The 17,515-nt window shown below is 41.9% G+C and carries 18 protein-coding genes; 3 read left to right on the top strand and 15 right to left on the bottom strand.

The window, feature by feature from the left end:
* Nucleotides 1-61: 61 nt before the first annotated feature.
* From CKK33_RS03765 to CKK33_RS03745, 5 genes are all read right to left on the bottom strand, one after another.
* A complete protein-coding gene (locus CKK33_RS03765) occupies nt 62-571 on the bottom strand; it encodes a VIT1/CCC1 transporter family protein (protein WP_095702825.1) in 510 nt (169 codons plus the stop codon).
* A 279-nt stretch (nt 572-850) separates the two neighbouring features.
* Nucleotides 851-1,117: a MafI family immunity protein gene (locus CKK33_RS03760; protein ID WP_095702824.1), complete on the bottom strand. Its 267-nt coding sequence runs from the start codon at nt 1,115-1,117 to the stop codon at nt 851-853.
* 89 nt (nt 1,118-1,206) lie between these two features.
* Nucleotides 1,207-2,757 (bottom strand): Rne/Rng family ribonuclease, encoded by a 1,551-nt coding sequence (locus CKK33_RS03755; RefSeq protein WP_095702823.1) that lies wholly within the window; start codon nt 2,755-2,757, stop codon nt 1,207-1,209.
* Between the two features lie 229 nt (nt 2,758-2,986).
* Nucleotides 2,987-3,829, bottom strand: coding sequence for a M48 family metallopeptidase (locus CKK33_RS03750; RefSeq protein WP_095702822.1), 843 nt, complete (start codon nt 3,827-3,829; stop codon nt 2,987-2,989).
* A gap of 7 nt (nt 3,830-3,836) precedes the next feature.
* The gene (locus tag CKK33_RS03745; protein ID WP_095702821.1) at nt 3,837-4,139 is read right to left on the bottom strand and encodes an HU family DNA-binding protein; all 303 of its coding nucleotides are present in this window, start codon (nt 4,137-4,139) and stop codon (nt 3,837-3,839) included.
* 176 nt (nt 4,140-4,315) lie between these two features.
* Here CKK33_RS03745 and mutY point away from each other — a divergent pair, with 176 nt between their 5' ends.
* Together mutY and CKK33_RS03735 are read left to right on the top strand one after the other, a co-directional pair.
* The gene (gene mutY / locus CKK33_RS03740; RefSeq protein ID WP_095702820.1) at nt 4,316-5,359 is read left to right on the top strand and encodes an A/G-specific adenine glycosylase; all 1,044 of its coding nucleotides are present in this window, start codon (nt 4,316-4,318) and stop codon (nt 5,357-5,359) included.
* 23 nt (nt 5,360-5,382) lie between these two features.
* Complete coding sequence (locus CKK33_RS03735) at nt 5,383-5,802, top strand: single-stranded DNA-binding protein (RefSeq protein WP_233138141.1); 420 nt, start codon at nt 5,383-5,385, stop codon at nt 5,800-5,802.
* Between the two features lie 211 nt (nt 5,803-6,013).
* On the opposite strand, the gene CKK33_RS03730 is transcribed toward CKK33_RS03735, so the two are convergent.
* The 4 genes from CKK33_RS03730 to CKK33_RS03715 form a co-directional block, all read right to left on the bottom strand.
* The gene (locus CKK33_RS03730) at nt 6,014-6,286 is read right to left on the bottom strand and encodes a hypothetical protein (RefSeq protein ID WP_143822893.1); all 273 of its coding nucleotides are present in this window, start codon (nt 6,284-6,286) and stop codon (nt 6,014-6,016) included.
* A 127-nt stretch (nt 6,287-6,413) separates the two neighbouring features.
* Complete coding sequence (locus tag CKK33_RS03725) at nt 6,414-6,926, bottom strand: hypothetical protein (protein WP_095702818.1); 513 nt, start codon at nt 6,924-6,926, stop codon at nt 6,414-6,416.
* A 140-nt stretch (nt 6,927-7,066) separates the two neighbouring features.
* Nucleotides 7,067-8,800: a S41 family peptidase gene (locus CKK33_RS03720; protein ID WP_095702817.1), complete on the bottom strand. Its 1,734-nt coding sequence runs from the start codon at nt 8,798-8,800 to the stop codon at nt 7,067-7,069.
* A gap of 54 nt (nt 8,801-8,854) precedes the next feature.
* Nucleotides 8,855-9,070, bottom strand: coding sequence for a hypothetical protein (locus CKK33_RS03715; protein WP_095702816.1), 216 nt, complete (start codon nt 9,068-9,070; stop codon nt 8,855-8,857).
* A gap of 169 nt (nt 9,071-9,239) precedes the next feature.
* Between CKK33_RS03715 and CKK33_RS03710 the strand changes: the two genes are divergently transcribed.
* Nucleotides 9,240-9,827 carry a porin family protein gene (locus CKK33_RS03710; RefSeq protein WP_095705739.1) on the top strand — a complete coding sequence of 196 codons (588 nt, stop codon included), beginning with the start codon at nt 9,240-9,242 and terminating at the stop codon, nt 9,825-9,827.
* A gap of 56 nt (nt 9,828-9,883) precedes the next feature.
* Here CKK33_RS03710 and CKK33_RS03705 read toward each other — a convergent pair whose 3' ends face one another.
* The 6 genes from CKK33_RS03705 to CKK33_RS03680 all read right to left on the bottom strand — a co-directional run bounded on the left by CKK33_RS03705 (nt 9,884) and on the right by CKK33_RS03680 (nt 17,461).
* A complete protein-coding gene (locus CKK33_RS03705) occupies nt 9,884-10,966 on the bottom strand; it encodes an ATP-binding protein (RefSeq protein WP_095702815.1) in 1,083 nt (360 codons plus the stop codon).
* 96 nt (nt 10,967-11,062) lie between these two features.
* Nucleotides 11,063-11,362: a hypothetical protein gene (locus tag CKK33_RS03700; protein WP_095702814.1), complete on the bottom strand. Its 300-nt coding sequence runs from the start codon at nt 11,360-11,362 to the stop codon at nt 11,063-11,065.
* A 48-nt stretch (nt 11,363-11,410) separates the two neighbouring features.
* Entirely contained in the window at nt 11,411-12,211 is an 801-nt protein-coding gene (locus CKK33_RS03695) for a hypothetical protein (protein WP_233138140.1), read from the bottom strand.
* Nucleotides 12,212-12,447: 236 nt separating this feature from the next.
* Entirely contained in the window at nt 12,448-15,069 is a 2,622-nt protein-coding gene (locus tag CKK33_RS03690; RefSeq protein ID WP_233138139.1) for a zinc-dependent metalloprotease, read from the bottom strand.
* A gap of 70 nt (nt 15,070-15,139) precedes the next feature.
* A complete protein-coding gene (locus CKK33_RS03685) occupies nt 15,140-16,348 on the bottom strand; it encodes an aspartyl protease family protein (RefSeq protein ID WP_095702811.1) in 1,209 nt (402 codons plus the stop codon).
* Between the two features lie 87 nt (nt 16,349-16,435).
* Nucleotides 16,436-17,461: a YihY/virulence factor BrkB family protein gene (locus tag CKK33_RS03680; RefSeq protein WP_095702810.1), complete on the bottom strand. Its 1,026-nt coding sequence runs from the start codon at nt 17,459-17,461 to the stop codon at nt 16,436-16,438.
* Between the last annotated feature and the right edge of the window lie 54 nt (nt 17,462-17,515).

The raw sequence follows: 17,515 nt of genomic DNA, 5'->3' as shown, positions 1-17,515 counted from the left end.
GTTGAAGGACTTATCAGTTGACGAAGTTATGGTTTAGAAGCCACCAAATTAAAAGTTTAATCTAATCGCTAATACCTAATTTGCCTAACCATACACCTAAGAAGAAAACAATAGCCCCACCAACTATAACTTGTAAAATGGTTGACCACAAAGGCGACTTCATAAACTTATACCGGATCATTGCAATTACTACTAATTCGATAGCTACCACCCCGTAAGCCAAATGCAATGCAGAACTGATGTCGCTTATCAAAAAAGGTAAGGTGTGTAACATGCCACCAATAGTGGTGGCAACTCCGGTAATAATACCCCTCGATACGGGACTTCCGCGCCCGGTAACTTTTCCATCGTCAGACAAAGCTTCGGCTAAGCCCATGCTGATGCCGGCACCAAGTGATGCGGCAAGGCCTACAAAGAAAGCCTTATGCGCCTGGTGTGTAAGACCAGCCGCCGCAAATAGCGGGGCCAGGGTTGATACAGATCCATCCATAAGGCCCAATAAGGCCGGTTGAACCTTTTGTAATACATATTGAGCATCGCTCTTATCCGTTCTCGTTTTTTTCAATGACATAGCTTAAATACCGGAAAACAAAGCATATGTTTTTGGCATAAGGTATTGATAATTAGACAAATTATGAATTGATTTTTTTGATAGAATGGTTGTCCGATTTCAGTTTTTCTACATAATTAGCTTTTACTTTCGCGTTTTCAAAAAAACAGAGCGGGGCTTTAGGTTAGTTTATTCTCTTTATACGCGAGGTAGTGCAGGCAACGGTCTAACATACTAATTAAACCGTCTGTCATGGCGAAATAAATTCGGCGTGACGGAACGGTGATGTTTCTTGGATAATTATTCTTCGACCAAATTTTTAAGAAAATCCAATTGGATTTTCTCCATTGTCATTTTATCAGCTATAGAAATAATGGAATGATAAAAAGGCTCATCTATCTTAATGTCAAACTCAAATAATTGATCTGCAATATGTTTAATAGCAAGTCCATGTTCATTATAATTAATGTATTCATAGGCTATATCAACGTCCTTCTGAGGAAGGCCGAATAAAGAGGCCTTCGTAATAATTTCATTAATTGACGATTTGAGTTTGGTGTTGAACATAATCTAATATAAAAAAGAGCAGCTATTTCTAAAATAGCTGCTCTTTCCTTCATCTGCGCATCTGCCTGGCGGCAAATTGCATATCAATACTATAGCTTTATTTCTTCGTCCTTACCAGAGAAAAACCTGAACTCGGTGATCTGGTAGGCAGGGTTACTTTTTACCTTTATCCATTGGCCATATTTGAAATACCATTTCATCTGGCGGTTGAATAAGCCTTTTTTAATGTAAGCCTCAATGTACGGGTGTACACAAAGGGTAATATTTTTCTCGTTCTGCTCTTCCAGAATGTAATTGAAATTGTTTTCAATATCATCTAATAGCAAAATGGTTGGCCTTATGGTGCCTGTACCGTTACAAGTAGGGCAAACCTCGGTTGTAACAATATTCATTTCGGGGCGCACGCGCTGGCGCGTTATCTGCACCAACCCAAATTTGCTTGGTGGCAAAATGGTGTGTTTGGCCCTGTCATGGCTCATTTCGGCCTTCAAATAATCAAAAAGCTCTTTACGGTTGGTGGGCTTGTGCATGTCAATAAAATCAACCACCACAATGCCGCCCATATCGCGCAGGCGTAGCTGGCGTGCAATTTCACGGGCAGCCTCTTTGTTCACCTGGAACGCATTTTCCTCCTGGTTCTCTTTGTTGGCTGTACGGTTGCCGCTGTTTACGTCAATAACGTGCAGTGCTTCGGTATGCTCAATAACCAGGTAAGCGCCACCTGCCAGATTAACCGTTTTGCCAAAGGCTGATTTTATCTGTTTTTCAATGCCGTGGTGCTCAAAAATCACCTCTTTTCCCTTGTGCAGGCGTACAATATTCTCCAGATCAGGCGATATCTCATGTATATAAGATTTCACCTCTTCAAACATACTTTGCTCATTCACATAAATATGCTGGAAGTCGGGATTTAAAATATCCCTTAGGATAGTTGATGTACGGCCAATTTCGCCCAATACCTTTTTAGAAGGCTCGGTGCCATGCAGTTTGGTTACAAAGGTCTCCCATTTAGAGATGAGGTCTAACAGGTCCTTTTGCAATTCCTGTACGCCTTTCCCTTCAGATACAGTGCGAATAATTACACCGAAATGTTTGGGCTTTATGCTTTCAACCACCTTACGCAGGCGGTTACGCTCCGTGTTGCTTTTGATTTTTTTGGAGATAGATATTACCTCAGAAAAAGGCACCAGTACAACATACCGCCCTGCTATTGACAGGTCGGAACTTAGCCTTGGCCCCTTTGTTGAAATAGGTTCTTTGGCTATTTGTACAGGTAAAAGCATTCCTTTAGATAACACTTCAGAGATCTTGCCAGCCTTGTTAATATCGGCCTCAAGCTTAAAGTTATCTAAAAGCTTCGATTGATACCCACCGCTACGTACTTGCTTGGTAAGCTTTATCAGGCTTTGCACCTGTGGCCCCAAATCAAGGTAATGCAAAAAGGCGTCCTTCTCATAGCCTACGTCCACAAAAGCAGCGTTCAGGCTCGGCATAATTTTTTTAATGCGGCCCAAATAAATATCTCCAACAGTATAATTATTGGTGATCTGCTCTTTATGGAGTTCTACAAGTTGTTTATCCTGTAATAATGCAATAGTAGCCCCGTTGGGGGATGAATCGATAATTAATTCTTTTATCAATTGCTACTCCATTTCTTAAGCGGCGCGTGTAAAACGCACCGCAGTGATTAAGTGGATAAAACACACAGAAAAATCCCGCACAAGGGCGGGATAAAGCATTCCTTTAAGAAAGCTTATTTCTTTTTATGTCTGTTTTTTCTTAAACGCTTTTTGCGTTTGTGAGTAGCCATTTTATGTCTCTTACGTTTTTTACCGCTTGGCATAGTAATAATTTTTAAATGTGATTAACTTATTTTTTTAATTCCTTTATATACTCATCAATGCGCTGGCCGGCAACCGGGTCGCCCATTAACTCTTTGCATCGCTCATAAGCGGCAATGGCTTCTTCTTTTTTGCCAAGCTGCTTATAACTTTCTGCCAGGTAGAAGTATGGTTCTACCTCTTCTTTTTGCGCTATGAGGGTTTTAAACCTTTCTACAGCTTTCTCGAACTGGCCGCTCTTCATGGAGAACATTCCTAAGTTTAGTAATGCCTCATGGTTTTTCGGGTCTTTCTTAACAACATCAAGCAGCAGTGCTATACCTTGCATAGGCATGGCTCCACCATTAACATAAGCTACTCCTAAACCAGTTTTTGCTTCCAGGTTTTCAGGCTGTAGTTGTGTTGCATGGCTAAAGGCCTCCACAGCATTGGCTATGTAAGTGCTCTGTGCCGAGGTGTCCTGCGTTAACTTGTAAGCAGTGTTAAAACGGTTGCCGGCAGCAATCCAGTCAGCAAACGCATTACTCTCACGGGCAATGGCTAAATAATTGAAGCCTGCGGGAGCTGCCTGATTGGCATTGTCCCAAGCTTCGGCCAATTGCTTTTGCAGCGCAGGTTTATCTGTACCGTTTGCCGATTTTAACTTATTTTCAAGAACGTTTATTTGCTGTAACTGAGCAGTACTTAAACCCTGTCTCGCCATAGCTGATACCGCATCAGCACTAAGTGTTACTTTAGGCTTTGCTGCAGGTATTTTAGCACTTGCCTGTGTATTTTCTTTAGGCTTTAAAAAACCTTTAACAGGTAACGAATACAAATAGCCCATGATAGCTACAACAGCTATAGTTACAACTATTTGTTTCTTCCTCATACCTTAATTATTTGCTTGCTTTAGCTGTTTTGTTGCCGGTTTTTACTTTCTCTACAAAAGTTTTAGCCGGTTTAAAGCTGGGTACAAAATGCTCAGGGATAATAATGGCAGTATTTTTAGAGATGTTACGAGCAGTTTTTTTAGCTCTTTTTTTAACTACAAAGCTTCCGAAACCTCTTACATAAACATTTTCGCCGCCAACCATAGAGTTTTTTACTACTTTAAAAAACGCCTCAACAGTTTCCTGCACATCAACTTTTTCGATACCTGTTTTAGATGAGATTTCAGCTATAATTTCTGCCTTGGTCATATCCTGTTTTCCTTTATTTAATTGTATAAATACTTAACTGTTTTGGGGTTGCAAAAGTATCACTTTAAAATTAAAGTTTAAAATAATTGCTGCATTTTCTTTGGGGCGCTGCTTAAACATCAATTTTACCTAACAAATTATGATACAGCGCTGATATACTGTTATTTTGTACTAGAATGAACTTTAGCGCCGAACTGATTGCCTGGTATGAGCAAAATAAACGCGACCTGCCCTGGCGAAATACTACCGATGCCTATATGATATGGCTATCTGAAATTATATTACAGCAAACCCGCGTGGAACAGGGCTTACCCTATTTTTACCGTTTTGCGGAGCGGTATCCAACCGTGCGTGATTTTGCAACGGCATCAGAAGACGAGGTGCTTAGATTATGGCAGGGACTGGGATATTACTCCCGTGGCCGTAACATGCTTAAGACTGCTCAATTAGTTGAGGCGTTACATCAGGGTGTTTTTCCAACTGATTATGATCAGCTTATTAAGTTAAAAGGTGTAGGAGAATATACTGCAGCGGCTATATCGTCTTTCTCTGCTAATGAGGCCAGGGCAGTTGTAGATGGTAATGTTTACCGTGTGCTGGCCCGCTATTTTGGCATTGATGAGCCTATTAACACCCCTAAGGGTAAAAAGATATTTCAGCAAATAGCTGATGATGTGTTAGATGTAAAACACCCCGCGCTACATAACCAGGCTATGATGGAGTTTGGGGCCTTGTTGTGTAAGCCACGCAACCCCGCATGTGGGATATGCCCGGTGCGTACAGGCTGTGCCGCATTTAAAAGTAATGCCACACAATTATTACCCGTTAAGGTAAAAAAAGTAAAAGTTCGCAAAAGGTATTTTAACTATATGTTAATTTATGGCGATGGCAAGATATTAATGAATAAGCGCGGGGATAATGATATATGGGCAAACATGTATGACCTGCCCATGATTGAAACTGACGAACTGTTGGAGCCTGTGCAAGTAATGGCTTTGCCCGAAATGCAAATATTCGGCAAAAACGTTACCTTGTTAGATAATTCGGGTGTAGTTAAGCATATTTTAACTCATCAGCATTTGTTTATCCGGTTTATGATGTTAAAAGATTTCCCCCCTGAACTGCATGGTAATTGGTTTTATGCAGACATCAGCAGCCTGGAGAAACTGGCTATGCCCAAGAGTATTATTATATTTATAAAAAATATTTTTAATTTCTAAATAATTCTCCGTTAATTTATGGCATGTCTGGAATTAATAAAGTTATACTTGTAGGTCACCTGGGAAAAGACCCTGAAGTAAGGCATTTAGAAGGCGGCGTTGCCGTTGCGAGTTTCCCATTGGCTACCTCCGAAACATTTAACAAGGATGGCCGCAAGGTTGAGCAAACCGAGTGGCACAATATTGTTATGTGGCGTGGCTTGGCCGATGTTGCCGCTAAATATTTACAAAAAGGGAAGCTGGTTTATATAGAAGGAAAATTGCGTACCCGCTCTTTTGAGGATAAAGAGGGTATTAAAAAATATACCACAGAAGTGGTTGCAGAAAATTTTACCATGCTTGGCCGCAAAACCGATTTTGAAGGCGAAACCGTTACACGTGCAAGTAATCGCAGCAGCGATACTGAAGGCTACCGTAGCGATGCCGATGACCTTCCGTTCTAACCGATTATAGATTTATTGTTTTTTTTAACCCCGGCTTTCCGGGGTTTTTTGTTTGTAGAGTTTGCGCTTAACCATTAAAAAAATCGTTAGATAAAGTTGTAGTAGATGCACGGCTCTTACAGAACAGATTATCTCGTCTAAAAAATGGTCTTAATATCAAAACATAACAGCCGTTTACTTTTAGTAAACGGCTGTTATGCTAAAGCGCTATTTATTTTAACTGGCTTATATTATCAAAAAAAGCTGTTTGCAGATCAAGCAGGGTGCGTACCTGTATCTTTTCTCCGTAAGTATCAAAACAGAGGAATTTTGTTCTTGAATGATCGTTGCCTTTTTTTCTTTCGAAGAAATTAAAAGTTTCAAAAAAATAGTGGTTAGTGGTTACCCTATTTTTTAAACTTGTTTGCGACGCGTTGAGCGTGAAGCCTATTGCATCCATCCAGGTATGCACGCGGGCATGCATAGAAGTCTTTGAGTTATCCATAGGTTAATGGTTTGTATTCTTTAACGAAAATTACGAGGGAATAGTTACAGTTGATGTCAACTTAGTTTTCAACAATGGTTAGTTAATGATAATTAACGTGCGTTGTAATACCCTATAATCAATAGCCTTAATCATCATCACGAAAGCCGTGTTTACGGTCCTTCTCATAACGTTTCATTTCTTTACGTTGCTCTTTCTCTTCCCGTTTTAATTGTTTCTTATAAGACTTATCCATCCAATGGTCTTTATATTTCACATCTCGGCTATCACGGATGATCACCTGCCCGGTACGACCACGGTAATTCGCATATTCGGTTCGGTATACATTGTCGCGCAGCCATGGTCGGCGCTCGTTAATAACTACTTTGTAGCCGTTGTATATATTGTAATTACTGTACCTTGACGGTAAATAAGTACGCCTAACCCATGCGTTATTTTCCAGATATACATATTCATGGGCAGGTACATCATAGTATGCTCCCACATCGGGCAGGTAGTAATAATCCACATGATCGTATCCTACAGGGCCCCAGTCGGGCTGACTGCCAATATTAATATTTAAACGTATCTGGGCTTTTGCCTCGTGCTGATATATAATACCGCCTATAAATACCGCGGCTGCTATAATTATCTTTTTCATGTTTTGTTAAGTTTTGCAGGTATGACGGCGCTAAATGCTAACGGTTTAGTTCTGTAGCGGGCTTGTTACAACATTTGCTGCAACAAAAAAGGCGAAGCACCTTGCTTCGCCTTAAAATGAAATTTATGCGGGTTATGGGTTTAATCGTTATCGTCGCGATCTTTTTTACCGGCCATTGCTAAAACCGGTTTTCCGATGGTTTTAAAATTACCCTCGCCTTTTAGTATGGCTGCAAGCTGGTTTTTATCCTGCATGGTTTTTATAGCCTGGGCCAGTTCCTTATCATATTTAAAGTTGGCCTCGTAGCGGCCTTTTTCATAAGTGTAGCGCGCCACTATTTCGTTTTCAAGCACTTGCTTTATTTCATCGCGGTGTATTTGCAGGTCGTTTTGCTTGCTGTTATCCAGTTTGGCTTTTAGTGCATTATATTCTACCTCTATCTGGCCAAATTGCTTTTCCTTAGTGGCTTCTGTTTTAAGGCTACTCAGCATTTTTTCAGATACAGTGGTATAGGTATAATTTTTCCCTGCAAGATATTTGGTGAAGTCGGTATAGTCGGCTTCAGACAATTTAAATGTTTTGGGGTTAACCGGTTCCGGGTGGGTATTGCGGTATTTGGTGGCGTAATCAAAAATATATAGCTTGCTAATGAGCGTAGCTGTTACATTGGCAAACCTTTCCTGCTTAACAGCGATATCGGGATATATCCCGCTGCCATCGTAAACCGATCGCCCGTTTCGGGTTTTAAACTCATGTATAGACGAATCAGCCACCTTAATCACACTGCCGTCGTCCTTACGGTGGGTGTAGTCAAGCGCCTGCACGCAGCGCCCTGAAGGGATAAAATACTTGGCCACTGTTATTTTAACCAGGCTGTTGTATGGCAGGTTAAATGTTTGCTGTACCAGGCCTTTGCCGTAACTGCGCTGGCCAATAACAATAGCCCTGTCCAGATCTTGCAAAGCGCCTGCAGTGATCTCCGAGGCCGAAGCCGAACGGCTGTTTACCAAAACAACCAAAGGTAGATTTGGCTCAACAGGAGTAGAAACAGTACTATAACTAAAGTTCTTTTCTTTGATCTTGCCTTTTTGCGATACCACCATTACATCTTTTTGAACAAAAAGATTAACAATTTTAACGGCTTCCTGCAAAATGCCGCCTCCGTTTGAACGGAGATCAAGAATAATACCGTTGGGGTTATTCTTCTTTAAAGCTGTTACAGCTTCAGTAACCTCTGCTGCGGAATTTTCAAGAAACTTGTTGAGTTTAATATAGCCCATGTTGCCATCTACCATGCCGTAATAGGCCACGTTGGGCTGTTTAATCTCATCGCGTACCAGGTTTTTTACAACAGGTTCGGCATCGTCGCGCTTCAGCAATAATTTAATAGCGGCACCTTTAGAGCCCTTGAGTAAATTGCTTACCTGGTCGTTAGATTTGCCATCGAGACTAATGTCGTTTATCTTTAATAACTGATCGCCCTGGCGTATATCTGCCTTTTGCGCGGGGAAACCATCAAAAACATCAGATATATAAACTTTGCCGTTGCGCAGGAATATGCCTGCACCAATGCCCCCATACTGGGTACTAATGTAGTGCAGCTTATAATTTTCCACTTCAGACTCGGGAACAAACTCCGTGTAAGGGTCAAGCCCGTCAAGCATGGCATCTACGCCGGTTTTAATCAGTTTGGCAGAGTTAATATCATCAACATAGTTAATGTTAACTTCTTTGTAAACCGAGGCAAAAACATCAAGGTTCTTTGATATCTGGAAAAGATCGTCCTGGAAACTCCACAAGCCAATAGACAGGGCCAAACCACCTACTATAATAGCAGGTTTTCTAAGCTTGTTTATTTTCCATCCATCATTCATAGGCTTGCCTTTAACTGTAAATATACTAATGCCCCGGTATTTAAATAACTTTAATTACAGCCGGTTATTATCAATATTTACTAACGCTTTTTTTAGCGTAAAAACCACATAGTTCCTGTCGCGGTTTACCAGCTCCGCTAATTTCTCAATTAAGGCGCCCTCCTGCCCCTCGTTATATTGAAGTTCCTGATCGGTGAGATGGTTGTATTTTCGCTGCAATTTAATTTTAACACGCGGCCAATCCTTGTTGCTTATTGTTACTTCTGCCATAAAACAAATTATTTGAACAAAAATATAAAAAATACATGGCCGCGAACGTTTAATGTGTTTTGGCCGGTTAAACTTTAACAAGCTAAAAGCATCAAAAAAGTTCAAAATAAAAACGATAAGGAGAAAAAAAACCTTTCATCGTGTAAAAATTAAACTAACAACAATAACTATGAAAAAGTATCTTTTAAGTTTTGCCATTGTTTTAGCGGCAGTTTTTAGCGCTAAGGCACAGTTTTCCCTTGGCGCCAAAGCGGGGGTCAATTTCTCGAAGATCAATGCCGATAATGTGAACGAGTCATCGGTAACAGGTTACCAGGTGGGTGCTTTTGCACGGTTTGGCAGTAGCCTGTATTTGCAGCCCGAACTTTACCTTGGCAGCAGCGGTGGTAAATTTGATTTTAACAATAATAATAGCACGGTTACTACCAATGGCAAGGTAACATTTACCACCCTTAACCTTCCTTTGCTTTTAGGAAAGGGCTTTGGTGGTGATAACCTTAATTTTAGGGTAATGGCCGGACCAATTTACAGTTACGTGCTTGATAAAAACCAAAGCTTTAGTGATAATGTGAGCGGTGCTTATAACGATTTTGGCGATTACAAGAAAAGTACGCTGGGTTTTCAGGCTGGTGCCGGTATTGATGTGGGCCATATTACGGCTGATTTTAGGTATGAAGGCGGGCTCACTAAAATCAATCAGAATTTTGGGCAGCGCCAGAACCTTTGGGCACTAAGCGTGGGCTTTAAATTCTTTTAGTAGTATTGGTATATTTCATAAAGCACAAAACCCGGCTCTAAACCGGGTTTTGTGCTTTATGATCTTTTAAAATAAAGTGTAAATGTTGCGCCCTCACCAGGACGGCTATGAAGCTTGATATGGCCGCCCGAATTAACCAGATGGCTTTTCACCAGGTATAAACCCAGACCTTTCCCATCGGTTCCATTATGGAAGCGCTGCTGTGCCTGAAATATCCGCCCGTTTAAAGCTTCCATATCAAACCCTTGCCCATTGTCTTTAAATACAAGTTGAATATAATCGCCCTGTATACTACTTACTATATCAATTACCGGCGATACATGAGGCACGGCATATTTGATGCTGTTTGAAATAAGGTTCAGAAAAATACTATCCAGATAGGTTTCATCAAAGCATACAACCTGACAGTTAGAGAAATCATGACGGATGATTGCGCCTGCCTCATTGACCTGCCCCGATAATGTTTGTAGTACCCGCATAAGTGACAACTTAAACGCTGTTTCAATAGCAGGCGAAGCCTTTTCCTTATTCTTCACAACCCGGTCAAGGAAAAAATCCATTTTAACCTTAAGCTCTCCAATGGAGTTTTTTAAGATTCTAAGAGATTCTTCATACGGTTCGGCCGGTGAATTAAGCTCGTCACAGATATCAAAGATGGATATCATGTTGGAAACCGGCGAACGCAGATCATGCAGGGCTGTGTAAACCAATTCTTTTAGTTCCAGTTGCGATTGATTAAGATCCATCAGCGCTTTTTCACGCTCAGTTTCTGCTGTTTTTTTAGGTGTAACGTTTTTAGCCACCGCAAACACCAGTTGCTGACCGGGGTCGGGTACGGACGTCCATGAAAGCCACACCAGTTCGCCGGTTTTGGTGACGTATCTGTTCTCAAAGTTATTTAAAGCTTTAGCCTCTCGAAGATCATTACGACGTTGCTCGGTAATAGCCTGGTCTTCGTGATAAATAAATGAGTTAATAGGCCGGGAAAAAAGCTCCTCTTCTGTGTAACCAAGTGTTTCTACTACGGCAGGGTTTACTTGCTTAAAATAGCCGTCAAATCCTGCTATACAGAATAGATCCCTTGCTGTGTAAAAGAACTGCTCTAAATCAATTGATCGGGTTTTGGCAGGATCGTTCATATCAGGCAATTAACAAGGTAAGCCGGTTAATGTTATGAATATATGAAAAAGAAGTTTAGCTTTTAAATTTTAAGTAGCGGATGTTTTATAGCACACTTAAATGGCACGTTTAATAAAGAAAGAGAGTAGTTTTTCCCATTCTTCGTCAAGCGTTATATTCGGCCGTTGTTGCTTAGCCCTGCTATACCAGTAATCGGCATTCCAGATATCACCTTCTTTGCGGTGTAAATAGGCATGTACATGTGCTGCTTCTACCCCAGGTAGTTGATCAACCACAGCATGCGCTTTGTGCCAATCGCCTTTTGCATCGTACCAAAGGCTTTTTAACGGCGCGGGAATATCCTGCGGAGGCATGCTTTGGCTCAGCGACTCCTTAAATTGAGCTATACTGTTCATGTGGGTATGCTTTATCCTACAAATATATGTGATAAAGCATATTTGGGGTTAAAACCTGCGGCCAACAATTAATTTTGCAATTGCCCTATCTGCAATGGCTGTAAAGCCGTAACCAATGCCGGCGTTAAGTTCCCATCGCGGGTCAACATCCAGGTCGGTAGCTAAAAATAACTGGTGATCCTGTTGTTTAAAGGGGTAATAATGGAAAAAAGGACCGGTACTGCCATAGTACTCAAGCCCAAGGGCAACGGCTTTGGTAACATCATAGCTACCTTTAATATTAGGCGAAAAAGTGAAGCCCTGATTAACATCAGGCCCTTTAAAGCTCTTTTCAAGCGTGGGGTTGAGCGATATATAAAGCTTATGCCATTTTTTATCTACAATAGGTCTTATTTCCAGGGTGCTGGTATTGGCAGAAAAAGCACTTTTCTGGAAGCCAAATTCGGTTGAAATACTCACACCGACCGGCCAGTTCCAGCTTGTAGGAGCCGCTACGCGTGGCCTTATATGCGAACCTACGTAGGCTGTGCGCCCACCGCTTCCAATAGCGTTAAAAAAATAAAATCCGGTTTCGAACCATGGCGTCCAGCCGTGAGTTATTTCAATGGTTTCATGCTCCACATGGTTGGTATGCAGTTGGCCCGCAACATCATCCTTACTGCCGCTTATAGTATAATTGCTATGGAGTTCAAGCATTGTTCGTCCTTTTTCAACGGTTTCAGAACCATAAACCTGTATCTCATAATTGTCCTGAGCCTTTGCCGCTGTTGTGCAATGCAGCATCGCAGGAATAAGCAAAAATTTAAAAAACTTAACTGATCTGTGAATTTGAGGTACAACTGCTGCCATTATTGCCTGTATGATATGCCGCCTCTTCAGGCGGATTTTACTTCGCAATATTATCGGCAGATTCTGGAGTTGAGATGAAAAACAAAGCCTGGGTGTTATTTAAAATTAATATTAATTCCGCCCCTCCATGCTCAACCTTGGTACAAATTGGATAGTATGTGATTATAGAGGCAGTGCTTTTACGCAAAAAAGCCGGGACAATTGCCCCGGCTTTTGTTGAATTGGGTATTTTATCATTACCAGGTTGTAGCTGGCCAGCAGTTGTTTTTCTGCTCTGTAGTGTTATCAATTAATCCGCGGCCCATCATGCCGATGCTCATGTTTACAACAGGGCGTGTTGGGTTTAAAGCTTCTTTAATGCGTAAACGCAGGTCGGCGTAATGCGCGGCAGTAAGCGCGTCGCCACCCGCAGGCAGGCTCTTGCTGATCTTGTTCAGCTCAAGCCTTACCATCGGCCTTATGTCAGATAAAGCGATATTGATAGGGGTTAAACCCATGCCGGCCAATTGCGAAGGAGATACTCCAGGGAAGCTCCTGCTAGCATCATCATTTAACAATGCTTTCAGGTTATCAATGTAACCGCGTTGCAGGTTACGTTTAAACTCGTCAGGCTTTCCTTTGCTAAAAATACCAGCACGCAAATCATCAAACAGGTTATTTACCGTATAAGCCGCAGCTCCGTTTTTCGACTGATTATCATACATACGTGCCAAGCGCGAAGCGTTTAACACATTTGCTACTGCATTTACCTGCACCGACTTAATGCGGCCAAGAGTTACACCGTTGTCAAATTTGCTTAATTCAGTACGGTTAATTAACCAGGTAGGTGTCGTAAACACCTGCTGGTTTAAAAACACAGCGGCATCGTGCTGAAGGTTTTTATTAACAAAACCATAAACAGGGCCTTTTTGGTCGTAGGTTTTAAAGTTCTCGTTCATACCGCCAATATTCATGGTAACATGCCCGATATAGCGGTTGTATTGGCCCAACACCTCATTGTACAGGGTTTCAACATCATCATAATCCTCTCCTTTCTGGTAGGTCCATTTTTCTATGTTAGGCAATATCCTTTTAAGGTTGGCAATACCATAATTACTTGCCTTCATGGCGTTATCGCCCAGGTCCTCATTTTGCAGACGAGGGTCAATAGACGTACCCTGGCGGCCATAGTAGTAAAGCGGGTTACCGGCTCTTTCTTTGGTCCATACATCAAGGGTTTCTTTTTCCTGCTGCGCGGTTTTGTTGCCAGGGAAATAGCTGTAGCCCCATTTTACTGCCCAAAGGTCATACTCGCCTATTTGCGGGTAAAGGTGTGTTACGCCGTCGCCCGGTTGTGCAATGTAGTTAAAGCGGGCATAGTCCATAATAGATGGCGCGGTACCATGTTTGGCAGTAAATGTTTTTGACCTTAACGAATCAACCGGGTAGGCATAGCTTGAGCCAAAGTTGTGCGGTAAGCCCAGGGTGTGGCCTACTTCGTGCGAAGACACGAAACGGATAAGCTCGCCCATTTGAGCGTCTGTAAACTTAGCTATACGAACGTTCGGGTTAACCGCCGCGGTTTGTATAAAGTACCAGTTGCGTAATAGACTCATTACATTGTGGTACCAGCCAACGTGGCTTTCCAGTATTTCGCCTGTGCGGGGGTCTGAGATATGCGGGCCATAGGCATTCTGTACATCTGACGCGAAATAGCGTATCACACTGTAGCGGGCGTCTTCAGTACTAAATTCCGGGTCTTCCTTTTTAGAGGGAGCCTCCTTACCTACAATAGCGTTTTTAAAGCCTGCGGCTTCAAAGGCTTTGTTCCAGTCGTTAATACCGGCAATAAGGTACGGAACCCATTTTTTTGGTGTGGCGGGATCTATGTAATATACAATTTGCTTTTTAGGCTCAACCAGTTCGCCGCGGGCATACGCCGCTTCGTCTTTCGGCTCCAGCCTCCAGCGGTGGATATAGCCGGTTACTTCCGCTTTTTGAGCATCGGTACCATAATCTACCTGGCGCTGACCAAAAAAGCCAACCCGGGAGTCGTTAAGGCGTGCTTTCATAGGTGTTTTAGGCAGCAACAGCATGGAGGTGTTAAACTCAAAAGTTAATGCCGCGTTGCTGTTATCCGTAGGCGACTCACCTGCACGGAAAGTTTTTAATGTCCTAACTTCCACATTTATAGGGAAGCTTTTTATGGTATCAATATAAGAGCGGCTATTATCAATGCCGGCAAGTTTATATTGCTTTTTAATATTGTCAGGAGCGCTTATGGCAGCAACGTCGCCGTTGTAAAAGTCGGTCACGTCAACCAGCACGCCGGTAGTGTCTTTATTATAAGCCTTGATCTCAAAGGAGGCTAATATGGCATCGAGGTTAGAGTTCTTAACCGACTGGTACATATCTGATGTACTATCGGCTCGTACAGAATAGCTGGGTACGCGTACAAATACCTGTTTATCGTGCCTTTGCCATTTCCAAACCTGGTTGTTCACCTCTTCGCCACCATATTGCTGGCCAAAAGATTTTAAACCAACGGGGGTTTTTACAAAGCGCGTTACCACCAGCATTTCCCTGTCCAGCAAGCTGTCGGGTATTTCAAAGTAATATTTGCCGTCAACTTTATAAGTGGTAAAAAGTCCGGTATCGCCTTTGGTTTTACCCACCAGATCGCTAAACTTTTTAATACCTTCTTTTTTTTGAGGGCCCAATGTGGCGGTTGCTGTAGCTGTACCGCCAGGTGTAGTAGTGGTTTTGAGTGATACTGTGCGGGCTGCTTCTTTTTTAGTGGCACATGAGCTGGCCAGCAACACCGCGGTAGCGAGCGCTGTGGCTTGTACGCACGCCTTCATCCGTAGAGATGTTATCATTAGTTAATTAATTAGAGTTTAAATGTAAATATTGCGGGAATATAGTAATTATTAGGCGCTTCTTGGTTAATCAAATCCTTCGTCGCAAATTTATTACCACGCGCTCATGCTTGCCGTCATGAAATATTTCTAAAAGTAAACTGCGCCCAGGCGTTTTAAATATATTATCAATTTCACCGGCTGTCATTTTAGCTATGGGTTTAAAATTGATGGATACAATTTCGTCTCCCCGCAAAAGGCCTATCTCGTCGGCAGGAGAATCAGGCGCAACGCGGGTGATGATCATGTGAGACAAATCATTTCCTGTAAGATAATACTCAATGCCGCTCATGTCATGTTCAAACGGCGCCTTGAAATTATTATTAGGTTTAAGATAAAGGGCATTATTGCTGTAATCAAACAGCAGGTTAAATTTTTTAAGGATGCCTGCGCCAATGTTTCCGTCGCGAGGGATGTTGGTACGTTGTTCGTAATTTTCATCAGGGAAAGAAGCGATCACATCCTTGAGTTTATATTTGCCTATCTCCACTTCTTTTATCCGGCCAATATACCCGAATATAGGGCCATTGAGCGCGATACCTAAATTCGCAGGTATCTTGTTCAGCAGATTTCCATACTTTTTAGCGCTGCTTTCCAGGGAAACGGGATGCCCGGCGCCCAGATCAACAATTAATTTATTCAGCACCCGGCTGCCATCAGGCATGGTAATGTAAGCCTGCAAATACGGTTTATTATCTTCAATAGTAATAGGCACCCGCTGGCTCTTTTTAAACAGTTTAGCTTTGCCGGGCGGATAGACGGTTAAAATACTATCGTTAAAATTTATCTTCACAGCAAGGCTATTAAAAAAGTCGTAACCAATAAGGCCATGTACGGGCACCCCGGTGTAGCCCGAAAGATTAAAAATGTCTGTTTTAAGAATAGCCGCTGAAACGCCGTTGCTTATCAGCCCATGGATATCCACATTTAGCGCGGGTGTAACAATTGCTTCCGAAGCTTCTTCATCGTCGCCCAGCCCGATAAGTTTTATTTTGCGCGTGCCTGCAATGTTAATAGAGTCGGCCAGCGAGGAGTCTGTAATGATCATTAGGCCCACCCCTGTATCCAATACAAAGTTATATGGCCCTTTATTGTTGATGTTCAGTTGAATAATAACCAGGTTCCGCAGAAACTTAAAAGGGATATCAACGCTTTTGCGATTGTCTTTCAGGCTAAAGAACTGACCATTGGCATACAGGCCGTAAAGACAAAATATGGCGCAAAGCCATATATGCCTCATAACAATACATTTGCGGGCTAAAGAAAACAAAAGCTTAAAATTGGTTAAGCTAAATTTATGGTATTTTCTTTATCCGCGTTAACCCTGTTACGAATTACTTTTCTTGTCATCATCACCATCGCACTTCAGCACCCCATGCAGCTCAGGGTTTTGTAGGGGTACGGTGTGCAGCTTTCGTTCAACTTCGGTTTGTTGTATGACTACCGCATATTCAGCCGGCTCAATATGGCTGCCTTTGGCCTCAGCATAAACCTGTGTAAATTCGGCACCTATGTATAATATGGCTGCCGTGTAATAGATCCAGACCAAAATTACAATGATAGAACCAGCCGTACCGTAGGCTGAGCCTTGCGCAGTATACTGAATATATAAACTAATCACATACTGGCCCAGTATAAACAATATGGCGGTAAATATAGCCCCCGACCGCACATCGCTCCATTTGATCTTTACATCTGGCAGAACCTTAAATATAATAGAAAATAGCACGGAGATAACGAGCAGCGTAATAGCCAGGTTAACCGAAAATATAAAGGTTTCGCCAACAACACCGGCTATATCTTTACCCAGCAGGCGCGGTAAATAAGCTACCAACTTATCACTTAATGCGCTAATAATAATGTTCACTAAAAGCGACGCTAACAGCAAAAAACCAAGGCTAACAATAAGTGAGAAAGACAAAAACCTGTTCTTTAACATCTTTACCCATCCTTTTTTAGGCTTTGCCTTTACGCGCCAAATGGTGTTAAGAGAATCTTGTATCTCAACGAATATACTGCTGGCACCAAGTAATAAAGTAACAATACTAATAGCCAACCCAATGCCGCTTTTGCCAGTAATATCCTGCGATTGTATGGTGCTTTGTATTTGTAGAGTTCCGGCTTTACCAATATACTGCTGTACTTGGTCATAAAAATCCTGCCTATAGCTTTGGTCTTTTAAAAAAATACCGGCCAATGAGAGTATAAGCAAGAGTAGTGGCGCCAGTGAAAATATAGTATAGTATGCCAGCGATGCACTTAGTTTAAGGCCATTATCATCAGAAAAACCGCTGAATGTAGCCAATATTACCTTCCATAGTCGCTTAAAATATTCTTTGCTAAAAAGCTTCATATCAAAAATGAAATATATTTGTTAAGTACCTTTATTATCAGATAACAGCCCATT

Origin of the sequence: Mucilaginibacter sp. MD40, from assembly GCF_002288635.1 — a bacterium.
GTDB lineage: Bacteria > Bacteroidota > Bacteroidia > Sphingobacteriales > Sphingobacteriaceae > Mucilaginibacter.
The sequence above is the reverse complement of the archived record's forward strand: the minus strand, read 5'-3'. Positions and strand labels throughout refer to the sequence as shown.